Source organism: Thalassoglobus neptunius (genome assembly GCF_007859735.1).
GTDB lineage: Bacteria > Planctomycetota > Planctomycetia > Planctomycetales > Planctomycetaceae > Thalassoglobus > Thalassoglobus neptunius.
Genome location: NZ_SIHI01000001.1, coordinates 292,296 through 310,019 on the forward strand (window position 1 = coordinate 292,296; position 17,724 = coordinate 310,019).

15 protein-coding genes are annotated in these 17,724 nt (G+C 51.9%); 4 read left to right on the top strand and 11 right to left on the bottom strand.

The genetic code is table 11. The features are described 5' to 3' along the window. Positions 1-394: 394 nt before the first annotated feature. Together KOR42_RS01140 and KOR42_RS01145 are read right to left on the bottom strand one after the other, a co-directional pair. A complete protein-coding gene (locus KOR42_RS01140) occupies positions 395-775 on the bottom strand; it encodes a hypothetical protein (RefSeq protein WP_231740568.1) in 381 nt (126 codons plus the stop codon). Positions 776-1,094: 319 nt separating this feature from the next. Further along, positions 1,095-1,466, bottom strand: a complete 372-nt coding sequence (locus KOR42_RS01145; RefSeq protein ID WP_197440756.1) for a hypothetical protein — start codon at positions 1,464-1,466, stop codon at positions 1,095-1,097. Between the two features lie 762 nt (positions 1,467-2,228). On the opposite strand from KOR42_RS01145, the gene KOR42_RS01150 reads away from it, so the two are divergent. The 4 genes from KOR42_RS01150 to KOR42_RS01165 all read left to right on the top strand — a co-directional run bounded on the left by KOR42_RS01150 (position 2,229) and on the right by KOR42_RS01165 (position 7,536). Then, positions 2,229-3,590, top strand: coding sequence for a tripartite tricarboxylate transporter substrate binding protein (locus tag KOR42_RS01150; protein WP_197440757.1), 1,362 nt, complete (start codon positions 2,229-2,231; stop codon positions 3,588-3,590). Between the two features lie 8 nt (positions 3,591-3,598). Beyond that, on the top strand, positions 3,599-5,089 hold the full coding sequence (locus KOR42_RS01155) for a tripartite tricarboxylate transporter permease (RefSeq protein ID WP_146506793.1): 1,491 nt from the start codon (positions 3,599-3,601) through the stop codon (positions 5,087-5,089). Further along, positions 5,082-6,482, top strand: coding sequence for a sulfatase family protein (locus tag KOR42_RS01160; protein ID WP_146506794.1), 1,401 nt, complete (start codon positions 5,082-5,084; stop codon positions 6,480-6,482). The genes KOR42_RS01155 and KOR42_RS01160 overlap by 8 nt, the downstream gene beginning before the upstream one ends. 112 nt (positions 6,483-6,594) lie before the next feature. Further along, complete coding sequence (locus KOR42_RS01165) at positions 6,595-7,536, top strand: alkaline phosphatase family protein (RefSeq protein ID WP_146506795.1); 942 nt, start codon at positions 6,595-6,597, stop codon at positions 7,534-7,536. A gap of 56 nt (positions 7,537-7,592) precedes the next feature. Here the strand turns inward: KOR42_RS01165 and KOR42_RS01170 are convergent, their stop codons facing one another. From KOR42_RS01170 to KOR42_RS01210, 9 genes are all read right to left on the bottom strand, one after another. Beyond that, the gene (locus tag KOR42_RS01170; RefSeq protein WP_146506796.1) at positions 7,593-8,255 is read right to left on the bottom strand and encodes a lipoate--protein ligase family protein; all 663 of its coding nucleotides are present in this window, start codon (positions 8,253-8,255) and stop codon (positions 7,593-7,595) included. Further along, positions 8,255-8,965 (bottom strand): dTMP kinase, encoded by a 711-nt coding sequence (gene tmk, locus KOR42_RS01175; RefSeq protein ID WP_146506797.1) that lies wholly within the window; start codon positions 8,963-8,965, stop codon positions 8,255-8,257. The genes KOR42_RS01170 and tmk overlap by 1 nt, the downstream gene beginning before the upstream one ends. A 6-nt stretch (positions 8,966-8,971) precedes the next feature. Beyond that, positions 8,972-9,334 (bottom strand): STAS domain-containing protein, encoded by a 363-nt coding sequence (locus tag KOR42_RS01180; protein WP_146506798.1) that lies wholly within the window; start codon positions 9,332-9,334, stop codon positions 8,972-8,974. Further along, the gene (gene mtaB, locus KOR42_RS01185; RefSeq protein ID WP_231740569.1) at positions 9,331-10,629 is read right to left on the bottom strand and encodes a tRNA (N(6)-L-threonylcarbamoyladenosine(37)-C(2))-methylthiotransferase MtaB; all 1,299 of its coding nucleotides are present in this window, start codon (positions 10,627-10,629) and stop codon (positions 9,331-9,333) included. Before mtaB ends, KOR42_RS01180 begins: the two co-directional genes overlap by 4 nt. Before the next feature lie 22 nt (positions 10,630-10,651). After that, positions 10,652-11,935, bottom strand: coding sequence for a leucine-rich repeat domain-containing protein (locus KOR42_RS01190; protein ID WP_146506800.1), 1,284 nt, complete (start codon positions 11,933-11,935; stop codon positions 10,652-10,654). Between the two features lie 576 nt (positions 11,936-12,511). Continuing rightward, positions 12,512-12,796: a hypothetical protein gene (locus KOR42_RS01195; protein ID WP_146506801.1), complete on the bottom strand. Its 285-nt coding sequence runs from the start codon at positions 12,794-12,796 to the stop codon at positions 12,512-12,514. Further along, positions 12,793-13,233 carry a hypothetical protein gene (locus KOR42_RS01200; protein WP_146506802.1) on the bottom strand — a complete coding sequence of 147 codons (441 nt, stop codon included), beginning with the start codon at positions 13,231-13,233 and terminating at the stop codon, positions 12,793-12,795. Before KOR42_RS01200 ends, KOR42_RS01195 begins: the two co-directional genes overlap by 4 nt. Before the next feature lie 204 nt (positions 13,234-13,437). Beyond that, complete coding sequence (locus KOR42_RS01205) at positions 13,438-16,920, bottom strand: hypothetical protein (protein WP_146506803.1); 3,483 nt, start codon at positions 16,918-16,920, stop codon at positions 13,438-13,440. Positions 16,921-17,129: 209 nt separating this feature from the next. Continuing rightward, positions 17,130-17,666 carry a hypothetical protein gene (locus KOR42_RS01210; RefSeq protein WP_146506804.1) on the bottom strand — a complete coding sequence of 179 codons (537 nt, stop codon included), beginning with the start codon at positions 17,664-17,666 and terminating at the stop codon, positions 17,130-17,132. Positions 17,667-17,724 lie beyond the last annotated feature (58 nt).

The following is a 17,724-nucleotide window of genomic DNA, read 5'->3' on the forward strand; positions in this document are numbered from 1 at the left end:
AAACCTCAACGGTTTGCCTAATGCGACCATCGAATGCAACTGCGTCGGTGAGAGCAACAAACTCTCACGACAAGGAACCCCTGCAAGAGATACAAATGCCGTGCCAGAGAAAGGGAATGTCAGAGTTGTAATCTCTGCAACACTGCCTTGAAAACACATAATGGATTCAAGCGGACCCACTTTTATAAAGTGTCTCACAGCTTTAAAAGAAAACCGGGAGTGCCCGCTCCCGGAAACAGGTGAGTCTGTAGACGATCAGCGCCCGAATGCTCGCAAACGGGACAAGTCCGATTGGTTACGAACGATGCAAGTTCGATGCGATCAAATGTGGACTAAGAAAATGCAGACGCCCGAGCCACGACAGAATTTCGCTTCGAAACCAAATTCACGCTCGTTACGGTTTCCCAACAGAGTCGCTGCGAATGACGGGAGAAATCAGTCCTGCCGAATCATCGCCTCGGTCAATCAGAATACATGTCCCGCCGACCGTTTGCCCGACACTCTGTGCGCCGCTGTCGGAGACATCGCAAAAGTCGGCAGTATCGTCAAAATTCGTCCCGGCGGTTTGTGAAGAATGACCGGTGACGCTGCTGGTCCCATAACTCTGATCGAGTGCCGAGACGGAGTCGGCAACATCAGCCAGCTCGGTCACCACCTGATCACGCAACGTGGTTTGTCCGACAATCAGGCCGATGACGAGAATTGTTGCGACAAGGACAAGTTCTGTTGAAACAACAAATCCTGCTTCATCATCAATTAGGGAAATAAACATCATTTTACCTCTGAAGACTTAAGACACTGCTTGTACTCAGCCCGAACCCTGTTTCAAACATAAGTCAGTATCAACCAGCGAAAGTTGCGCCTCGAAATTCGGATTTTCATCGTTACGAGACTAAAACACCAACGGAATCAACTTTCGCGGCCAGCCCTCACACGGAATCATCGCTTTGCTCGCGTTGACTCACTCTCCACGAGAATCTCCACGAAAATGGATTCAGCGATGACGAGTTTTCACTCGTCATCGCTTTCCGTAATTGTGTACGGATCCATTTGCTCTGCGGAGCTTCGTCTTTTCAGGTTCACGTCAACAGTCACTATGGACCTGTTGAATCTCCGCCCCCTGGTGGAATTGTTTGAACTCCAGCAGCATCAATACCGCCGTCGATCAAAACACATGTTCCGCTGTCTGCAAGTCCCTGTTGTCCGTTGTCCGACTGGTCGCAGAAGTCAGCGTTGTCGTCAAAGTTTGTTCCAGCAGTGAAAGAAGCATGGCCAGTGACGTCACTGAACGCATAGCTCTGGTCGAGGGCTGAAACGGCGTCTGCGACGTCAGCAAGTTCGGTCACAACTTGATCGCGAAGAGTCGTCTGTCCGACGATCATTCCGATCACGAGGATTGTCGCAACCAAAACAAGTTCGGTTGAAACGACGAATCCAGCTTCGTCATTCATCAGGGTGCGTAGCATTTTTTTGTCCTTTTACGATTTACAAGAATGAGTTGGGGACGATTCCCCGAGCGTTGCTCATTGACTGCAGCAGAAGAGACTCATCTCGCTGGAGGAGGATCTCATGCACGCCTTATGCCAAACGTCCAAGAGTCCAGCTTCTTGAGGATTTCTTCCGGCAATATGATCTAAGTCTGAAAATCAACACGTGTCGTTGTAATCGCGTGGAAACATGCAAATCCGAGACTGACAACCATTGGAACAGAGTTGTATTCCGCGCGTCGTGAAGATTCCGAATGCTGCATCCAGTTGTCTTAACTACAGCATCCTGCATGTTCTGAACATTCGACGTTAAACTATGACGATTAACACGATGAAGAGGCGAAAGGCTGTCCGTAGATTTCAAGAGTGACTGGCTGAGTTCAAGCTGATGAGTGCAACAATTGCATCGACGGGCGGATGCGAGAGCGGATTGAGAAATGACTGGCCGATAGTGGAGTCACATCACTCGCCAGTTTTCCGCCGCTTCCGAGAATGGATCAAACATGACCGATGTAAGATTGTGACTTCGCCGACAGGTTGTCACAATGCCTTCGACAGAGCGTCATTCGAGAAGGTCTTCCCAAGGCTGTACGAGCAGACTCACATCATAACAGGAGGAACGATTTGGAGGGATTGAATCGATTCTGGCAGGCATCACACTCGACGATGTCACCGACAGTCAATTCCAGCAGATTCCATTCAACAGATCGACGACCGAACCGGAATTCGGGAAGAGATCTGTTGAAAACAACAGTTGTCGTGGGGCTCCCGTTCTTTCTTGTGATCCATGTCCTTCTCTTGTCTGGATGTTCCGAGAACGCGCTCTCGTCTGCGGCTGATGGTCGTGAGTTTCCTCAAAAGGCGATCAAGGTCATTGTTCCCTTCTCTGCAGGGGGAGGCAGCGACACGTTCGCTCGAATCATTCAGCAGGCAATCGACGAGCAAGAGTTGCTTCCGAACCCGATCGTCGTCATCAATGTCCCCGGTGCTGGGGGAACAATTGGTTCGCGTCGAACGAAGAACGCCCGTCCCGATGGTTACACCATCATGCAGCTTCATGACGGAATTCTGACATCGAAGTATTCCGGAATTGTCCATTACGGCCCCGAAGCGTTTACACCGATCGCCGCGACTGGCGAGTCGATCATGATCATCGGAGTCGGTGAGAACTCTCCCTATCAGTCTCTCCAGGAACTCATGAAAGATGTCGCCGACCGACCCGATGAAGTTGTCTTCGCATCGAACATCGGAGCCCCGAGCCAATACGCCGGTCTGATGCTTGAGAAAACGACTCCGGGCGCCCGATTTCGTTACTCACAAACTGGTGACGGAGCGAAACGGTTTGCCGGGTTGCACGGTGGTCATACTGATGTCTCGGCGTTTTCGCTGGCCGAATACATTCAATTTCGTCCCTCCGGGCTGAAGGCACTGGCGCTTCTTGGAAAGTCTCGACACCCGGAAGCAAGAGATGTCCCCACTGCTCTTGAGCAGGGCTTTGATGTCGTCAGCACGAATATGATTTTCTGGTGGGCGCCGATTGGAACTCCCCCTGAACGCATTGCTGTCATTTCTGAAGCTCTCGAGAGAGCAATGCAAAGTGATCAAGTCCGAGAACGACTGGCCCAACTGAAAACCGATCCGGTGTTCCTCTCGGGAAGCGAACTCGAAGAAGAGTTGAAGACGAGAAGTGAACTGATTGCGTCTGTCTCCGTCCGCCCGACTCTTGAACTTCCCGACTTTCCCCGATGGATTGCCGGAGCCGTTGCCGTCTTTGCTGTTCTCGCCCTGACCTTCAACACGGTCGGATTCGGGCGGAGTGGCGATCAGTCACTCCCGGAACCTTCGAACGATTCCACTCGCACCGATTTCGTTTCCTGGAGAAACGCAACGTTGACGCTACTGACCACAGTGGTCTATGTGATTGTGCTCAGCATGAACGCGATCGGTTACATCCCCTGCACTCTCGCATTTATGATTTTCGTCGGCCTGTGTCTGAGTCCGACCACCAGGAGAATGCTGGTGATGAATGGAGTGCTCGCATTGATCCTCAGCGTCAGTCTCCATTTGGTCTTCACTCGAATATTCGTCATCGACTTACCATAGAAGACGACATGCTGGATTCGCTCTCCAACCTCTTTACCCTTGAGGCACTCTTCTTGATGTTCCTGGGAACGTCTTTGGGAGTCGTCGTGGGAGCCATCCCCGGCCTGACAGGGGCAATGTTGATCGCGTTGTCGCTGCCACTCACCTTCGGAATGTCTGGCGAGATGGCTCTCGTCTTGCTGATTTCGATGTATGTGGGAACGGTGTCCGGAGGGCTCGTCACCGCCACACTTCTCCGCATTCCCGGGACTCCCGCATCGATGATGACCACACTCGACGGTTATCCTATGGCGGTCGAGGGAAAATCAGGGCGTGCACTGGGGCTGGGAGTAATGGCGTCTCTTGTTGGCGGACTCGTCAGTTGGGGATTTCTCGTGATTCTCTCCGGTCCCCTGGCAACGCTATCCCTTCAATTTGGCCCCTTCGATTTTTTTGCTTTGGTCATGATGGCATTGATCCTCATCGTCTCGGTCAGTGGAGAGTCTCTGATCAATGGACTTCTTTCCGGCGCACTCGGGCTGCTTGCCGCCATGCCGGGTGCTTCTGCAGCAACGGGGCAACCGAGATGGACGCTCGGTTTTCACGAATTGAACGACGGACTGAAACTCCTGCCGGTCCTGATCGGGCTCTTCGCTGTCAATCAGGTCTTGAACGAAGCATGGAATTTGAATCGCGGACAGGAAGCATCGATTCTTCGATCGAACCGGATCTCACTCAGCATTTCCGACTGGTTCTCCAATCGCGTGAATCTGTTGCGATCATCGCTTCTTGGAACGTTCATCGGAATCCTTCCCGGAATCGGAGCGAACATCGGCTCGGTGGTGGCTTATTCGGTCGCAAAGAGTCAGTCATCGCATCCGGAGAAGTTTGGAACCGGGAGTGAAGAGGGAATCATTGCATCCGAAGCAGCGAACAATGCGACGGTCGGAGGCGCGTTAATTCCTCTCATCGCGATGGGAATTCCGGGAAGTGTGATCGATGCCATATTACTCGGAGCGCTTGTCATTCACGGGCTCCAACCGGGCCCGCTGCTCATGGAGCAGAACCCTGAGGTCGTTCACATTATCATGTGGACAATGCTGTTTTCGAATTTGCTAATGTTCGGGCTGATGGTCTTTTCGATCAGATGGCTCGCCAAGCTGGCCAGTCTTCCCAAACATCTTTTGATTCCAACAATCTTGACATTCTGCGTAATCGGGTCGTACGCACTCGCCAATCGAATGTTCGATGTCTGGGTGATGCTCGGCTTCGGTCTGATCGGATTTTTTATGGAGCGCTGGAGAATCCCGCTTGCCCCGTTCGTCATTGGATTCGTCCTCGCTCCGATTGGGGAAGAACATCTCAGCGAAGGTTTGATGCAAACCAACGGAGACTGGTCTCCGCTTCTGACACGACCAATCGCCGGAACCCTGACGGCGCTCTCCATCGCTCTCCTGTTTTTTACCGTGTTTCAACACTATCGTGGCCGCAGAGTCCAAGCGAAAGGCCAAGATGACTGAACGACCAAACATCCTGTGGTACTGCACCGACCAGCAACGTTTCGACACAATCGGCGCCTTGGGAAACAAGTTCGTCCAGACGCCGACGATTGACGCACTCGTCAATCGGGGGACCGCATTCACGCACGCATATTGTCAAAGCCCCATCTGCACTCCCAGCAGATCAAGCTTGATGACGGGCATGTACCCCTCTCGTTTGCACAACACCCGCAACGGAAACCGTTCGTTTCCGGAGTCCGTTCCGCTCATTTCCAAGCTGATTGCCGAGAATGGCTACAGCTGCGGAATGATTGGAAAGTTTCATTTACAGAGCGCAGGACACCGGACCGAACCGCGACTCGACGACGGCTTCAACTTCTGGAAATTCAGCCACGCCCCTCGCGATGACTGGCCGACGGGTCATGACTATGCCGATTGGGTCCGCGAGCAAGGTGCCGATCTCGACGAACTTCGCAACAGCCCGAGTCGCGTCCCGCCCGAGTTGCATCAAACCAAGTGGGCGAGTGACATGGCCATCGAGTTTCTGGAACAGCAAACCCCGGGAACGCCATGGCTTCTCAACATCAACGTTTACGATCCCCATCCTCCGTTCATCCCTCCCAAAGATTATGCAGATCGATTTGATCCCGAACAAATGCCGGGCCCGTACTTTCAGGACTCTGACCTCGATCAACAGCGAGTTCTGAACACGGTCGACTTTCAAGATGAAACCCGTTCGCCAGAAGAACATAACGCAAAGCAGAAACAGGCCGACTATTATGCCATGATCGCTCAGATCGACGATCAACTGGCGCGAATCCTGAGACAACTTGAGATGACCGGCCAACTCGAAAACACAATGGTCGTTTTCACAAGTGACCATGGGGAGTCGCTCGGCGATCATGGACTGATGTACAAAGGGTGTCGCTTCTATGAGGGTCTCGTTCGGGTTCCCCTCATCTTCTCGTGGCCGGGCCGAATTCAGTCGAGCCAGCAAAGTCACTCCCTCGTCGAACTCCTCGATCTGACAGCGACTCTTCTCGACTACACTCAGACACCTCCACCTTCCACACTTCAAGGAAAGTCATTACGACCAATTCTCGAGGGATCAGCAAAGAGCGATCACCATCGGGATTTTGTCCGTTGCGAATATTTCGACGCTCTTGATCCGCACTTCACACACGGCACGGGGTCAATGGCAACAATGTATCGAACGAAGCGATATAAATTGTGTGTTTACCATGACCACAACCTCGGTGAGCTTTATGATCTTGAAAGAGACCCTTGGGAATTCCGAAACCTCTGGGATTTTCCTGAATATGCAGAGATCCGGAATCAGCTGATCCTTGAAAGTTTCAATGCTCACGTTTGCCTGACAACCGATGTGGGCTCAGAGAGAATCGCCCCCATGTAGGTGAAGTGTCATTCTGGAAGCAAAATGAAATGCCGTTTCGAATCGACTTGATGCAAGCGCTGGCAGCATCAACTTCTGAATTCAAAACCAATTGATTGAAAACTCAAAAATCATGACGAAGCCCCTCCTCCGAAGTCTGACAATTGTTCTTCTAGCTGTCACGTTCGTCTTCTCCCCTTCTCTTTCCGCCGAAGAACAAGTCCCGACTCGACGGGCATTGTTAATCGGAATTGATGGCCTTCGGGCTGATGCTTTGAAAGCAGCCAAGACTCCGCACATCGATGCTCTGATTGAAAAGGGAGCATTCACCGAAAACACGCAAATTCTCGGAGAGAGATATCAGGACAACGACACGATCAGTGGTCCGGGATGGTCGAGCTTTCTGACCGGCGTCTGGGCAGACAAACACGGCGTGAACGACAACTCCTTCACCGGGAAGAATTACACTGAGTACCCTCACTTTTTCCACTACGTGAAAGCTCAGTTTCCTCAAGCGCAAACGTATTCGTTTGTCGACTGGACTCCGATCGACGAGCACATCGTTTCTGACGCGGACGTTCACAAGGTGTATCCTGCACATGGACACGAGGAATACACAAAGCAGGATCGCGAAGTTACTCGTGATACGGTCACGACCCTTAGAGAAGCCGATTGCCACGTCGTCATGGCCTACCTTGGTGCCGTCGACGAAACCGGTCATCGATACGGGTTCCATCCCTCAGTGAGTGCCTATATCACCGCAATCGAACGTGTTGACGCTCAAGTGGGTCAAATGATCCGAGCTGTCCGATCTCGTCCTGACTTCGATGCGGAAAACTGGCTGATCGTGATCTCAACAGACCACGGAGGACAAGGGCTTGGCCATGGTGGAGGCCACAGCATCGACGAAATTCGAACGACATTCCTCGTCGTCAGTGGATCATCTTCTCAACCCGGTGAAATTGAAGAACAGACGTATCTCGTTGATGTCCCCGTGACTGTGTTGACTCATCTCGGAGTCGAGATTGATCCCGACTGGAAACTCGACGGTCAACCGCGAGGACTCAAGGAGTGAGGTGAAGCCGAAACCGCTGCGTTCAACGAACCCCATTGCGGATGCCGGAGAATCCGTCAATGATCCTCCGGACTGAGGCGTAATCTCTCACAGAGAATTCCAAGGAACCGGTCTGCGAAGCGATCGACGGGTAATTCGATTCCCGTCAGTTCTGTCACTCCGGGTAATTCGGGTGCAAAATTTGATCGGGAGAGAAGTAGACTCCCGTGCTGCAAAATTGCTCCTTGCCGACGACGCTGCGCACTCCCGACGATTTTGTTGGTTCCGATCACAATGTCACGCGCATCACCCCGCAAGAAGCACAAGAACGATTCATCTTCGAACGCATCATCGCCACGCATCCGCGCCTCGATTCCCGCATCCGCGAGCAGATGAATAATCACTTCGTGGGCCACTTCATAAAGCTGCGTCGGGTGTTCGCGCAGCGAATGAGATTTCGGAAGAGCAATTGAGTAGGTCAATTCGTGATGATGGAGAATCGCTCCTCCGCCTGACAATCGGCGAACAACTGGCAGGTCTCGAAACTGATTCGGCAGAGACACAGGTTCCCGGGCTTGAAAGTGTCCCAGTGAAACAGTCGGCTCTGACCAGAAATATGTTCGAACCGTTGCGCGATCTTCTTCGACCGCAACTCTCAACATCTCCGCATCGACCGCCATGTTCTGCTTGCCGGACTGCGCAGCATCTCTGATCAGACGGCATGGAGTCATGGGCAGCATTATGTCACCTGTTGAACCGGGCGACCGAGGACGGACTGAGCGATCGAAAAAACGTCGGCGGCGATCGCCCCCAGAGATCTCAACCCGCCGTCGTCAACGACATTTATCAACGACCAACAGTCATTCTGGTCCGCCAGACTCTTATAGGCATCTCGAACTTTTTGCATGTACGCAACGTTCGATTCCTGCAGATCCTTCGCCTGATCGGTGTACGTTCGCTTCTCTTTGCGATCAATCAATTCCTGCGACACATCGACGGGTGTGTCGAGAAGGATCACACGATCGGGCCGCGGAAGACGAAAGATTTCATACTCGATATGCTCAATCCACTCGCGGAGTTCCTGCCGATTTTCCAACGCGACTTTGGCAGTTTGATGAGCGATATTCGAAGGGACGTATCGATCGAAGATGACAAGTTCTGCGGATCGACACTTTTCGAGAATGACCTCGCGCGATTCGTATCGATCGCCCGAATAGAGCAGCGAAACCAGGAAGGGATCGAGTTCTGACAACTCGCCAAACCGGCCATTCAAAAAGTCACCGACGCGTCGTCCGAAGAACGTCTCCCCATATCTCGGGAAACTCATCAGTTCAACGTTGACCCCTCCGGCCGTCATCGCTTCGGCAAGTCGCTTCGCCTGAGTTCCTTTTCCGGACCCGTCAATTCCCTCGACAGCGACGATGACCGCCGTATCTCGTTCGTCTGTCATTGGTCCCTACTTCAACTTTTTAATCGCCTGAGAAGCGTCGTCCGTGACATGAAAATACTTCAGCAAATGACTCGTTGCGAGAATGTCCTTCACTGCAGACTGGAGCCCGCACAAAATTAACTGACCATTCGTACGCATCATCTTGCGATGAAGAGAAATGAACTTCCCGATCGCCGAACTGGACACATACCGCACACTGGACAGGTCACAAACCATATGACATGGCATTGCAGACTCTACGATTGAAGCGAGTTCCTGATCGAACTGCTCGAGATTCTCTTCGTCGGTAAGCATCTCAACTCGCAGAGTCACGACATGGATTTTCCCATCCTGCTTCCAGTCGAAGAAATTGGAGCGGTTCAATGTCATGATTCTCGCACTGCTTGAAGAGAATGAGTGAGTGGCAGCTGTCCGGTGCAATTGACGAACTCTCCGACTTCCTCAGCACTGCCACGCAGAGTCACGGGGATGTAATGTTCGTCAGTGCCCTGAACCCATCCTTCCCGACCATCCACTTGTTTCTCAACAAGGACCTGAAGTGTCTTGCCAACTTGCGTCTGGTAATAGTCCATCGCAAGTTCACGTTCGATTTGACTCAGCTCCTGACATCGTGCTTTGCGCACCTCCGCCGGAACCTGATCAGGATAAGTGGCTGCCGGTGTTCCCTTGCGTTGACTGAAGGGAAAAATATGGATCTTCATGAACTTCGCACGCCGGCAAACATCGATCGTTTCCTGAAACTCGTCGTCAGTTTCTCCAGGAAATCCAATGATCAAGTCGGTGGTAAAGGCCACACCCGGCATCGCTTCCCGAAACTGATCGAGCTTGTCGAGAAATCGGCCGGTGCGGTAGCGTCTTCGCATTCTGGCCAGAACCGAATCCGATCCGCTTTGAAGCGCAGGATGGAACTGTGGACACAGGTGCTCGCAGTCGACGGATGCGCTAATGAAATCGTCGTCGATCTCGTTGGCTTCAATGGATGAGAGACGCATACGCCAGTCACCCGGAATCCCATCGAGTTTTTTGAGCAGATGCCACAGTCGAAACGGCGGCTTGCCCGATTTCTTGCGTGTGGTATCGACTCCAAAATGCCCGACATGAATACCGCTGATGACAATTTCCTTGTGGCCATTGTCAACAAGCCGTCTGACTTCATCAGCGATGGACTCCGGATCTCTGCTTCGCAACCCGGGACGAACACTCGGAATAATGCAGTAGGTACACTTCAGGAGACATCCATCCTGAACTTTTACATACGCTCTTTTTCGTCCGTCAAAGTAGGAGATGCCATCGGGAATATCGTAAATCCCCTGTCGATCGAGAACGTCCGGGAGTTCGCGTTTGTCGGTGACGACTTCGAAGACATTCGGAAGACTCGAAACAGATTCCGGATCCCGAGTGGCATAGCATCCCATCACAATCGTTCGTGTTCCGGGATTCTGACGAGAGAGTTGCCGAATGACTTTTCGAGACTTCGCATCTCCCTCAGAAGTGACCGTGCACGTGTTGACAAAGCACAAGTCGGCAGACTCATCCTCCTGAGCTTCACGATACCCGTTCTGCTCCAAAGCTTCCTTGACGAGTTGCGTCTCGTACTGGTTCACTTTGCAGCCAAGGGTCACCAGGCGACAGGTTTTCGAAGATTGAGTTTGGACAGCGTTCACGATCACATTCTCCCCAGTCTGACTATTGCTTGACCGTACAGTCCGGGAGGGCGGCTTTGAATTTCTCGACCGCACCGCTTGTCACACTACTTCGGCCGACTGAGATCGACTTCAGGTTCGACAGGTCTGTCAACTTCAAGAATCCTTCGTCATCAAAGCTCGTCTCGGCCAGATTCAGAGATTCCAGATTCTTCAACTTCAACAAGTGGTCAGCCGATGCAGAGGTCACACTCTGACAACCTTGCAGATCAAGTGTCGTCAGTTTCTCGAGACCGGTCAGATATCCGATCCCCTCATCATCCATGCTGCCATTCCACAGAATCAGCGTTTCCAGACTTGTGAATGGAGCAATCTTGGAAACTCCATCGTTGTCGATGAGAGTTTCACTGATGTCGAGGTACTTCAATGAATCGTGCGATCCTTCCAGCGATTCAAGTCCGGGTCCGGTAACAGCTGTTTCCCGGACACGGAGATCTTGCAACTTCTGATCGCCCATATGAGACAATCCGTCGTCCCCGACGACAGTTCGCATCACGTTCAACACGCGAAGATCTTTGAGACCTTCCAACGCTTTCATTCCTTCGTCACCGACACCGCAATCTTCCATCGCCAGATAGCGAAGCTTCGAAAGCTTTCCAACCGAATCCATTCCCGCGTCGGTCACGGCATACGATCTCAGCTTCAAATCGACAAGATTGTCCAATGATTCCAAGTGCTTCAGCCCTTCATCGCCGACTTCCATACACCCCCGCAGGTCCAGCACTTTCAACTGTCCGAGTTCTCCAACATGGACGAGTCCATCGTTGTTGGTTCGAGTGTAGAGAAGGTAAAGACGTTCGAGGTTCGGCAGTGCCTTCAAATGTTCGAGCCCGGCCGCATCGACATTGCTGCAGCGTCGAAGACTCAACTCTTTAAGCTGTGGAAGAGCTTCCAGCACGAGCAACCCATCACTCGTGATCTCTCCATTCTCCAGGCTCAGCTTGGCGAGGCTGGGCAATCCCTTGAAGTGGACAAGGTCTGCATCCGTAATCGCAGCGTTCTTACAATCGGCAGCGATGACGTTTCCCTCCGAATTTGTCGTCAGATTCACTTCGAGGGACTTGAGTGCTTCGACAGCCTCGGGATCGTCAGCCGGAACTTCTTCAACTGTCTCTTCCTCTTCCGTCAACGTGACTTCCGTTGGTTCCATATCGGGACGAGGGTCGAGTTTCGTCGGCTTTGCGTCGTCCTTCTTGGAACATCCAGACAAAGTCGTCAACAGGCACACTGCAGAGAGAGTCAAGACAAATGAAAACGTGCGGAGCATGATTGTGATTGGTCTTTTCAATTGGGTGAGGATGCCCAGATTCTGGACATGCAATTGTCGGAGTGTGAATAAATGAGCAAACGAGGACCTGTTTCGAGCAACTCTCGACCGAGTTGCAATCCCCTGTGCACTCTCATGAATCAATCAACGGCGTTGCACAATGCTGCAGACACAACATTGCGTAAACTGTTATGCAGTAAAAACTTGGAATTCTTCCAAACCAGTTCTCCAATCGATCAACGCTTTCGAAAGCGAATCGACTGGCACATTTCCGAAACGGTTCCAGAAAGAATGCCAAAGACTTTGGGGCAACGCCAACCAACATCTTAGAGAACTTTCTCCACCACGGAAAGAAACTCACCATCACAGTCACAGTCGAAACGACTTCCTGCCCGCAGAATCGATTCTCTTCCAAGTCAGCAAATGTTCAGATCGTGCGGATAAGTCGTCGACGCATTGCCAAGTTGGCACGAACTCGGCAGTCGATTCAGATCAGCTTCCGGTGAATGACAATCAACAGCCGCGGTTTTCATCGAAGGAGAAAAGAGTCACTCGCCGAAATGCCATGCAGACGGCTTAGACGAGCGGTTTGCGATCTGTGTTCTTCCGGTGCTGCCAGTTCAGTCGATCTGTCGTCAAAATCCCATGGCGAACAGCACAGCTGAGGCAGTATTTTTCGTCTCCGTGCTGCACAAAGATTTCGCCGCTCATCAAGAGATGGAAATAGTCCTCACCGGGATACTTCGAAAAACAGTATTCTTTATCCCAGCTTTGCTTGATGTGGGCTGCCCACCCTTCAGGAGCCGGAGCATAAAGACGCATATCTCCTGTTGCACCTGATGGTGAGTCATCTCGGTTCATGAATCCTGCTCCGAGGAAGAACGGTTTTGAGCTTGCCGCAATTGCTCAGCGACACTCTCAAGCTCCCGTTGCTGGCGTTTGATCTGGTTCAACTCGATGGAGGTATGTGCGTGAGTCGCTGCGATATCTGCGAAGGCGAGAATGATCGTCCAGAACGCGAGCGCCAGGACGATCAACCAATACACCGCAAATGTCGCAGCAGCGTTTCGCCAGTCAATCAACGAATCACCGATCGGGATCATTAACCCGATGATTCCGATCATCCCCGCAACCTGAGTTCTCCGACGAATGCGATTTCCAAGAAATTGTTTCTCAGCGCGACTCTCTTCCGACTCGCTGAGGACCCGGAAAGCCTTCCTCTGTGCCCGGAGCATGAAGATCGAGAGAACGACTAACGCTCCCCCGAAAATCAGTCCGGGAACTTCGGGATTCTTCATGACGACCTGTCTTGACTGAGGGAGTCGGACGAAAAATTCTTCTCTTCCGAATTCAACGAAACAACGGCATTTCTTCGGCATTGAGGAACGAGTTGCTCAACTTCACATCGCAACAGCAAACGTTCCCGGCAGCTTGAAAACTTCCTCGCTCATAATAGACGAAGTCCGAGAAAAAACCGACTCAGCTGATCAATTTCTCGTCCTTCACTTCTCCGAGTGAATCGGTGTCGCACCAGTCGTTCCAACGAGATCATCCAGATAAGACGGAGCCGCAACTCGCTTCAGTTGTTCTTCAGAATACTTCAGCCGTTCCCGCAGCTCATCCAGGAATGACGTATCCAAATCGGTCTCACTCGCAAGGTAAGTCTTGAGAGAGTTGACGTGCTTTGTCCACAGTGCAATTTCGCGCTGCTGCTGGGTCTTGAGGCGTTCTTTGTACCAGTCGCTTGCAAGAACCGTATCGCGGTCGAACATCTTCCGGATTTCCGGATCGCGTTCGTCTTTTCCTTCGTAGCTTCCTTCCGCCATGATTGTGAGCAACGCTCGCAACGGAGGACAGGCTTCTTCGATCGAGGAATCTTCGAAATAGCCCTTGGCCACTCGCTGATAGGCTTCCATGATGTATTTAACACCATCGATAAACGCTTCTCGATCCTGAGTTTCTGGCTGAAGCATCGATTCGTCAAAAACGGTTTCAGGATTGTCGAAGACACGCCCCAGATACTTTCGCATGAACCTCCGGGTAATTCGGAATCCAAGCCGTCGCGAAGGAACTTCTGTTCCATCTGAATCTTTGAGATCCGGAACCGGTTCGATCAACCGACTTTCCAGAAGCTTCTTCGGATCACGTTCTTCCACGGAGAGACGACACCAGATTTCAGGAACCAGCAAACTGATATCGTGGTCGAACCGGTTATTCGTTCCGATGTGTCCTGCAGCCGTCGAGAAACCCGGAGTCCCGGTGAGGATCATGCTGATCAACGCCGTATTCAGATCCGCAGTCGGTCGAAGCGCGTTGAAAGGTCCTTTCGTCAGGGCCCCTTCCGAACCTGCCCCAGTCGTCGACGGGCTCTTTCCGGTCAGAGAGCAAATGTAGTCCATGAACAGTTCAGGCAACTCCTGATAATGGATTGGTCCATACACAGCGAGTCCGCGAATCCCCTTGTCCGGCTCCGGCGGATTGTTTCGCCGTCCAGAAAGCACCGCTGACACTGGCATCGGAACGAATTGTCCCGCTGGAATTCGTCGAAACAGGCGCGTGCCCATTTCTCCAACGTACCGATGCATCGGATTGACCATGTCTGGCCGATCCTGCAAGTACCGAGGATTCTTCGTTGGCACTCCTCCGACCCGACGCGGATTGTCGGAGCAGACAACAAACTCGCCCTCGCCCTTCTCAACTGAGTTCAGTAGTCGCTTGACGGGAGCTGTATAGGCATCGAAGTCGACGACTTTCATTTTCATCTCGTTGACTTCGCTCCGATTCATCGGTTCAAAGTTGGAGATAAAGTTGACGTCTCGCCGAGAAAGATCGAACTCCGCCTGCTTGTCAAATCCTCGATGAATCGCATCATCAGGCCGCTGGAACAGTCGATACTCACAGTTCTGAGCGAATTTGTGTGCATAGGCATCGAAGTAGTCCGGAATGCCGTCCAGCAAACGACCCGGAACCACAGTTGAAGCTGTGATGTCGTCCTCTGTCTGCACCTTAAACGCAGCAGCGAAGTCTTGTCGAACCTTAAACAACCGCCATAGGTTGCCTTGTGTAAATCCGACACGTAAATAGGTCCCGACCAGTCGCCGATTAAACATCTTCAGCTCATGGCCCATCGATCCATTTACAAAATCAACAGCGAAATACTTACGCCACTCGTTCACTTTCCAGTCTGGATTATGGAATCGTTTAATTGCATAAACGAGCGCATAAACATGGTTTGGAATTTCTTTTAACCATGCGTTGTACTCGTCGGTGTAATCCTCTGAAGGAGTCAAGAGCTTAATCACACTCCCGAGCGATCTCCGCGGGCTGAGAACGGATCGACTCGGATACTCTTCATAGTTTTGCTGAGTCGCGAGTTCCGGCTTCCATCGATCCTGATATTTCTTCGTGAAGATTTCGTTGACCTTCTCCATGTCCTTTTCGAAGTCGGCAACGAAGATCGACCCATACTGCATATAGTCAACAAGAGACTTGCTGATTTCACTCTTGCCGCCTCCGGAAACGGTACACGGTTTGTGGCAGAAGACTCCTTCTCCTCCCGTTCCGATCAGTCTCCAGGAAGGTGCCGAGGGATGTTTCTCCATCCGCAATCGATATCCGGAAGGAGCCATGTAAACTTTTTCAGGCAGAAGCGGAATCGACTGCTTTTCCCCGTCTTTCGTCCAGGAAATCGCCTGTTCACGGAGGTCGGCCCTCGCGTCTTCCGGAATATAAAACAGGTTCGGGAACTTGCGATCGATTCCGTATCCTTCAGGTTGAAGGTCGAAGTACTCGCCGTACTCTTTGACAACGTCATCGAACGTCTGACCGTTATATCGACGACTGTTGAACTGGAATTCCTCCCCGACATTCCAACTTGGGAAGACGAGCGCGCCACCGGCATGCTCTTCTTCTGCATTCCCCATCAGGTTCGCGGAATAGCTGATCTGTGTTTTGACTTCTTTTTTACAGTAACCGAAATAATTATCGGCGATCATCGTAACGATGACACCTTCATCGGTCCTGCAGGTGACCTTAAAGGCCGATCCATCGTTGTAGATTTCATCCTCTTTCTCCCAGCACATGCGATCGCGTTGCTGTCGGGGAGTCGCTTCACTGATATGAGGAAGGCCAAGCTCCTTCTTAGTTAAATGAAGAAGGTGCGGGGCGAGAATGACGCATCCGGTATGCCCGGACCAGTGCTCAACATCGAGTGCGGCGTTGTTGGACGGGATCAAAGGATCTCCCGCGTTGCCGAAAATCGACTCAACAAAATCAAGGTTTGCGACGAACCCGCCGGGAACGAAGAATCGAACTTCATAGTTCTTCTCGGGTGAGAACCCCGGAACGGCTGGGCGGACCAGCGGACGCATGAACAGAGAGACCCAGTTATGGCCCGGTTCTTCGTTATCTGAAGTGAATGGCAACTGAAGGAATGATTCCGGAACCCGTTCGAAGACCGCGCGGAACATTCGTTCGAACGCTACTCGCGGAACGGCCCGTTTATCTCCCGGGATGGGCAAGCCCCCTTCGACAACGTGGAAGGTTCCTGCGGTCGTTCGACGATCGGCTGCCGGGTTGTGCAAGACGCCGTTTCGCACGCGAAACGACTGGATGTATTCGGTCTCGAAGACGTCTCCATTTGCCGGGAGGGACAACTCTCGAGCCAGACCGTGTCGATCGAGGACAAACGTCGCATTGGGGAGCCGCAGCGGCTTCTCAAGATTCAAATCGGAAAAGTGAGTATTGAGGAACGTCTCAATGCGCTGATCAATTGGAGATCGCTGGGTATTTCCCAGCTGACGTGTCTTCTCGTGAAAACTCTGGAGCAACCCCGAACCGAATTCAATCAAATCCGCTCCGCCCGCACCTTCAGCTATCGGAAGTCCGTAAGCTGCAAGCTTCAGATTGACGTACTTCCGCATCTCTCGTCGTCGCTCTGCAAACTCCGAGGGGGAATTGAAACCAAGTGCAAGTTCGTAGTCCATGGTCTGAATCGATCGCTAGAGAAAGTGAGCACATTTGGGATTGGCGCCCATATCATAGCTATCTTCGTTTCGGTTTCGACGTAAACCACCGCCTCCAGTTGGAAGAATTGCAAACAGGCCTTCACATATACGAGACCATTGATTGGTTGTGTGACTCTCATTGCAACAGTGCAGCCCGCTGATTGACTTCTCAAGTCGCTCTGAACTGGTCAATCGAGAGGAGAAGTAATTTCGAGCAAATCGACAGCTGGACGACGATTACAGAAGATCGTCGCCATTCTTCCGTAGGTCTCTGCCCCCTCTTCCATTTTCATGACTTCAGCCAGTCGCGGCCCCGCCTCGATGTGCAGAATGGCTCCTAGATCGATATGTCTCAACACGTTATGTGTAATCAACACACGACCGAGGGGAATTTGCCCAGCTTCAATTTCTTCACGAACCTGTTTGGTCACGTATTGAAAATCGAATCGAACAATTCCGAATTGAACCGGCATCCCGTTATCTGACCGCGTCAATATGATCTGCCGTGCATACACATCGCCGTGCGACACTTCATCCAGAACGGAGACATTAACCGGGCAACCGTGGTAGTTCTCCATGGTCACTGTCATATGATGCTCGTGAACCAGCATTTTTTTGTAAGGCTCAGGAGTCGTCGACGACGGAATGTGATCGCATTTCTGGAACAATCTCTCATTGTTCGGAATGAGGGAAACCATGCGTTTCAGTTCATCAATCGGATTCACTTGGCATCTCTGTCTGGAGAAGTTGCATCGGGGGCGACGGATTCGTTGAGCAGATCAT

Bases quoted from the DNA above. Each gene is read 5' to 3' on its own strand.
- KOR42_RS01200 (WP_146506802.1), bottom strand. From the start codon at position 13,233: ATGAAGAATCCCGAAGTTCCCGGACTGATTTTCGGGGGAGCGTTAGTC.
- KOR42_RS01160 (WP_146506794.1), top strand. From the start codon at position 5,082: ATGACTGAACGACCAAACATCCTGTGGTACTGCACCGACCAGCAACGT.
- KOR42_RS01205 (WP_146506803.1), bottom strand. From the start codon at position 16,920: ATGGACTACGAACTTGCACTTGGTTTCAATTCCCCCTCGGAGTTTGCA.
- KOR42_RS01180 (WP_146506798.1), bottom strand. From the start codon at position 9,334: ATGACATTGAACCGCTCCAATTTCTTCGACTGGAAGCAGGATGGGAAA.
- KOR42_RS01165 (WP_146506795.1), top strand. From the start codon at position 6,595: ATGACGAAGCCCCTCCTCCGAAGTCTGACAATTGTTCTTCTAGCTGTC.
- KOR42_RS01155 (WP_146506793.1), top strand. From the start codon at position 3,599: ATGCTGGATTCGCTCTCCAACCTCTTTACCCTTGAGGCACTCTTCTTG.
- KOR42_RS01170 (WP_146506796.1), bottom strand. From the start codon at position 8,255: ATGCTGCCCATGACTCCATGCCGTCTGATCAGAGATGCTGCGCAGTCC.
- KOR42_RS01145 (WP_197440756.1), bottom strand. From the start codon at position 1,466: ATGCTACGCACCCTGATGAATGACGAAGCTGGATTCGTCGTTTCAACC.
- KOR42_RS01140 (WP_231740568.1), bottom strand. From the start codon at position 775: ATGATGTTTATTTCCCTAATTGATGATGAAGCAGGATTTGTTGTTTCA.
- KOR42_RS01190 (WP_146506800.1), bottom strand. From the start codon at position 11,935: ATGCTCCGCACGTTTTCATTTGTCTTGACTCTCTCTGCAGTGTGCCTG.
- KOR42_RS01195 (WP_146506801.1), bottom strand. From the start codon at position 12,796: ATGAACCGAGATGACTCACCATCAGGTGCAACAGGAGATATGCGTCTT.
- tmk (WP_146506797.1), bottom strand. From the start codon at position 8,965: ATGACAGACGAACGAGATACGGCGGTCATCGTCGCTGTCGAGGGAATT.